This is a genomic window from Streptomyces kebangsaanensis (assembly GCF_001906585.1).
GTDB classification, from domain to species: domain Bacteria; phylum Actinomycetota; class Actinomycetes; order Streptomycetales; family Streptomycetaceae; genus Streptomyces; species Streptomyces kebangsaanensis.
Map to the genome: position 1 here is coordinate 3,515 of NZ_JUJA01000057.1, position 4,363 is coordinate 7,877.

Sequence of the window (4,363 nt, forward strand, 5' to 3'; positions counted from 1 at the left end):
CCTGACGGTCCCCGGCTACGGCTGGCGCCGGCATCCGGCCGTACGCATGTGGGCCGGCTACGAGGAGGCGCTGGTGCGGTACGGGCTGGACGTCTGCCGGGTCTGGCGGGAGTACGGCCATCAGGACGGCTGCGCGGCCACGCTCGTCGCCGGTCTCGCCGCGGCCCGCCCCGGCGCAGTGGTGCGCGGCCAGGCCGAGCTGGCGGCCGCCGGCGAGCTGCCGCCCTGGCTCGGCGACGAGGCCCTGCACCGCAGCCACCGCTCGGCGCTGGTGCGCAAGGACCCGGACCGGTACGCCCCGCTGTTCCCCGGGGTGCCGGACGACCTGCCGTACGTCTGGCCCGCGTCGGACCGCGAGCGGGCCGTGAACCGGGCCCGTCCGCCGGCGGGGTGACGGACGGGCCCGGGGGAGGGGCCCCGGCGGTGGGCCGGGCCCGCGGTCTACCGCTGTCCGCCGTCGTCGCCCGTGCCCGGCTCCGCCATCCTGCGGTGGGCGGCGGCCTTGGCGCTGTCGGGCAGCACCCTGTCGGCCACTCCCTGCGCCTTGGTCTTCAGCGAGCCGGTGACCGCCTTCTTGCGGCCCTTCGTCACCGCGTCGAACGCCTGCGCGGCGACCTGGGCGGGGTCGTCCTTCTCATTGCTGCCGATCTTGGTGTCGCCCATGCCGGCGCGTCGGAAGAAGTCCGTGTCGGTCGGCCCGGGCAGGAAGGCGGTGACCGTCACGCCGGTGTCCTTCACCTCGTTCCGCAGGGCCTCGGCGAAGGACTGCACGAAGGATTTCGAGGCGTTGTAGACCGCCTGGAAGGGGCCCGGCATCATCGCGGCGACGGAGGAGGTGAACACCAGGTTCCCCTCGTCGCGCTCCACCATCTCCCGCAGCAGGGGCTTGGCGAGCCGGACCGTGGAGGCGACGTTCAGGTCGATGACGGACATGTCGTCGGACAGGTCGGTGTCGACGAAGGCGCCGCCCCGGCCCACGCCGGCGTTGAGGGCGGCCACGTCCACGTGGAGCCCCGTGGTACTGGCGACCAGGTGGTCCACGCCCGCCGGGTCCCTGAGGTCCGCACGCACCGCCCGTACCTCGGCGCCCGTCTCCCGCAGGTGCCGCGCCGCCTCGTCGAGACGCTCGTCCTCGGCGTTGATCAGCAGGTCGTAGCCGTGCTCGGCGAACTGCTTGGCGAGTTCGTACCCGATTCCGCTCGAGGCCCCGGTCACCAGGGCGAGCGGCCTGTTGTCGTTCATGGGGACGGAGTAACCGCGCACACCGGTGCCAACCCTCCCTTCCACGGCCGTCCGCGGCCCGTCCGCGGCCGGGCATCCGGCATGAAACACCCTGGCCAGGGCACCGGGAAGAGGTGTGGTCCGGCGCGGACGGACCACACGGCCGACGGTGTGGGAGAGCGCATGGGAGTGCTGGCCCGGCTGGATGGTTATCAGCGACGGCACCGCTGGGCGGGCTTCCCGCTGGCCGTGGCGTACAAGTTCTTCGACGACCAGGCCGTCTACCTGGCCGCGCTGCTGGCCTACTACGGCTTCCTGTCCCTGTTCCCACTGCTGCTCATCCTCGTCGCGGTCCTCGGCTCCGTCCTCCACGGCGACCCCCACCTGCAGCACGCGGTGCTCAACTCGGCCCTGGGCGAGTTCCCGGTGATCGGCGACCAGCTCGGCCACAACATCCACTCCTTCCACGGCAGCGGTGTCGCGGTCGCGGTGGGTGTGATCGGCAGTCTCTACGGAGCACTGGGCATCGCACAGGCCGCCCAGCACGCCCTGAACAAGATCTTCGCCGTGCCGCGGCACGCCCGCCCCGACCCGCTGCGCTCGCGGCTGAAGGGCCTGAAGTTCCTGCTGGTGCTCGCGGTCGGCCTGTGCGTCACCACGGCGCTGTCCATCGCGGAGTCGGCGGCCAGCGTGTTCGGCACCCGGCTGGCCGTCGGCGTCCGCGTCGCCGCCGTGGTCCTGGCAGTGCTGCTGAACGCGACGCTGCTGCTCGTCAGTTACCGCCTGCTGACCCGGCGCAGACTGCCGTTGCGCCTGCTGTACGGCACGGCGCTCGGCGGTGCCTGCGCCTGGCAGGTGCTGCAGTGGGGCGGCTCGTACTACGTCAGCCATGTGCTGAGGGGCACCACGGCGACGTACGGCCTGTTCGGCATCGTGCTCGGTCTGCTGGCCTGGATCTACCTCGGTGCGCTGGTGTACCTCGTCACGGCGGAGATCAGCGCGGTGCGGTGCATGCGGCTGTGGCCGCGCAGCCTGCTGAGTCCGTTCACCGACCGCGTCCACCTCAGCCCCGGCGACCAGCGGGCCTACCGGTCCTACGCCGCCACGGAGTCCTTCAAGGGCTTCGAGAAGATCACCGTGCACTTCGACCCGCCCCCGCACGCCGACAAGGACGGACAGAAGGACGGACAGCACGAGCAGTAGGGGATGAGGGAGTGAGGCGTGAGGCCGGCAGGCGTCCTCAGGCCGGCCGGCGGGGCACGCGAAGGGCCAGCAGGGCGACATCGTCGTCGTACGCGCGCCGACGGCCGATCAGCGCGTCGCACAGCAGGTCCAGGGGGGCGGTGGCCAGGGCGGCGGCATGGTCGGCCAGGTCCCGCAGGCCGGTGTCGATGTCCCGGTCACGGCGCTCGATCAGACCGTCGGTGTACAGCAGCAGGGTGCTCTCCGGCGGGAGCAGGCGGACGTGGTCGGGGCGGGGCAGGGCCGGATCGACGCCGACCGGGATGCCGTGCGCCTCGGGAGCCAGGCAGTGGACGGTGCCGTCGGCGGTGACCAGCAGCGGCGGCGGGTGCCCGGCGTTGGTCCAGCACATGGCGTGCCCGGCGCCCGGCCGCTGTTCGATGCGGGCCAGGAGCAGCGTGGCCGCGGGCGGGTCGCCGAACGCGGTCAGCGCCCGGTCGAGCCGGTCCACGATCAGGCTGGGCGGCCCGCACCGGTCGAAGGCCAGGACCCGCAGCATGTTGCGGATCTGCCCCATCTGCGGGGCCGCCTCCACGTCGTGGCCGGTCACGTCGCCGACGACGACCAGAACCGTTCCGTCGGGGAGGCCGACGGCGTCGTACCAGTCCCCGCCGAGCCGGGGAAGGTCGGACGCGGGCTCGTAGCGGGCCTCCACCCGCAGGGGCGACAGGTCGGGCAGCACCGGCAGCAGACGGCGCTGGAACTGCTCGGCGGCCCGCTTCAGCTGCCCGTACAGGCGGGCGTTCTCGATGCTGACGCTCGCGGCGCTGGCCAGCGCGGTCAGCAGGGCCTCGTCGGCCTCGGTGAAGGGCGTTCCGTCCTCCTTGTCGGCCAGGTAGAGGTCGCCGTACACGACGCCGCGCACCCTCAGGGGGACTCCCAGCAGGCTGGTCATGACCGGGTGGCCGGGCGGGAAGCCGACCGCGCGGGGGTCCGCGCGGATGTTGTCGACCCGCAGGGGCTCGCGCCGTACGATCAGCTGGCCCAGCAGCCCGTGGCTCTGCGGGAGACCGGACTCGGCCATCAGCCGCTCGGCGTCGACCCCGGTGGTGATCAGGTCGATGAACTCGCCGTTCTCCCCGAGCACGCCCAGGGCGCCGTAGTGCGCGCCGATGAGGTCGGCGCCCGCCTCCACCAGGTGCCGCAGGACGGCGCGGGTGTCCATGTCGATGCTGATGGCCACCACCGCCTGAAGCAGGCGGTGCAGCCGACGCCGCTCCAGGGAAAGCTGCCGTACCCGGGCGCTGAGCTCCTCGAAGGCGTCGACGCCCGGCGGCCGGCCGTCCTCCCCGGGCGCGGCGGTCACACGCCCGGCGGTCTCCTGCGATTGCGGCCACCGCGGATCGTCCGACATGGGGCACCTCCCGGCAGGGCCGACGCCCGGCCACCGCCCGGACCCCGGCAGGGCCACCCTACGCCGACCGGGGGACGGCGTCAGGGCCTCTTGACGACCGTGAGCAGGGCCGCGGCGTCCTCGACGGCCTCCAGGCCGTGCCGGGCCTGGGGCACGACGAGCAGATCGCCCGCCGTGCCCTCCCAGGAGGTGTCGCCGCTGTGCAGCCGTACCCGTCCGCGCAGCACCAGCACGGTCGCCTCACCGGGGTTGTCGTGCTCGGTCAGAGCCGTGCCGGCGCGCAGGGTGATGAGAGTCTGGCGCAGGGTGTGTTCATGACCGCCGTAGACGGTCTCCGCGCTGCGGCCGGCCGAGGACTCCGCGGCCCGTTCGAGGTGTTCGCGCGCACGGGCGTCGAGAGAGATCTTCTGCATCGCTGTGACTCTTCCTCACCAGGGTTGCCGAGCAGGTCAGTTCAGCAGGGTACGCCGGTGCGCCACCGTTCCCGGGCGTGCGCCGTCCGGCCGGATCGTCGCGCCGTGCCCGGCGGTCACGGCCGCCGCTCCT

The 4,363-nt window shown here is 73.1% G+C and carries 5 protein-coding genes; 2 read left to right on the forward strand and 3 right to left on the reverse strand.

Annotated features, from left to right (window positions below):
• Positions 1-394, forward strand: a 394-nt coding sequence (locus tag RH94_RS08020) for an MSMEG_6728 family protein (protein WP_234425615.1), incomplete at its 5' end; no start/stop codon positions are given.
• Between the two features lie 47 nt (positions 395-441).
• Here the strand turns inward: RH94_RS08020 and RH94_RS08025 are convergent.
• Positions 442-1,242 (reverse strand): SDR family NAD(P)-dependent oxidoreductase, encoded by an 801-nt coding sequence (locus tag RH94_RS08025; RefSeq protein WP_073946939.1) that lies wholly within the window; start codon positions 1,240-1,242, stop codon positions 442-444.
• A 162-nt stretch (positions 1,243-1,404) separates the two neighbouring features.
• Here RH94_RS08025 and RH94_RS08030 point away from each other — a divergent pair, with 162 nt between their 5' ends.
• Entirely contained in the window at positions 1,405-2,424 is a 1,020-nt protein-coding gene (locus tag RH94_RS08030) for a YihY/virulence factor BrkB family protein (protein ID WP_073946940.1), read from the forward strand.
• Positions 2,425-2,461: 37 nt separating this feature from the next.
• On the opposite strand, the gene RH94_RS08035 is transcribed toward RH94_RS08030, so the two are convergent.
• Positions 2,462-3,769 carry a PP2C family protein-serine/threonine phosphatase gene (locus RH94_RS08035; protein WP_073946941.1) on the reverse strand — a complete coding sequence of 436 codons (1,308 nt, stop codon included), beginning with the start codon at positions 3,767-3,769 and terminating at the stop codon, positions 2,462-2,464.
• A 128-nt stretch (positions 3,770-3,897) separates the two neighbouring features.
• Positions 3,898-4,230 (reverse strand): cupin domain-containing protein, encoded by a 333-nt coding sequence (locus tag RH94_RS08040; protein WP_073946942.1) that lies wholly within the window; start codon positions 4,228-4,230, stop codon positions 3,898-3,900.
• Between the last annotated feature and the right edge of the window lie 133 nt (positions 4,231-4,363).

Excerpts from the sequence above, each read along its gene's own strand:
- RH94_RS08025 (WP_073946939.1), bottom strand. The coding sequence starts at position 1,242 with ATGAACGACAACAGGCCGCTCGCCCTGGTGACCGGGGCCTCGAGCGGA.
- RH94_RS08040 (WP_073946942.1), bottom strand. The coding sequence starts at position 4,230 with ATGCAGAAGATCTCTCTCGACGCCCGTGCGCGCGAACACCTCGAACGG.
- RH94_RS08030 (WP_073946940.1), top strand. The coding sequence starts at position 1,405 with ATGGGAGTGCTGGCCCGGCTGGATGGTTATCAGCGACGGCACCGCTGG.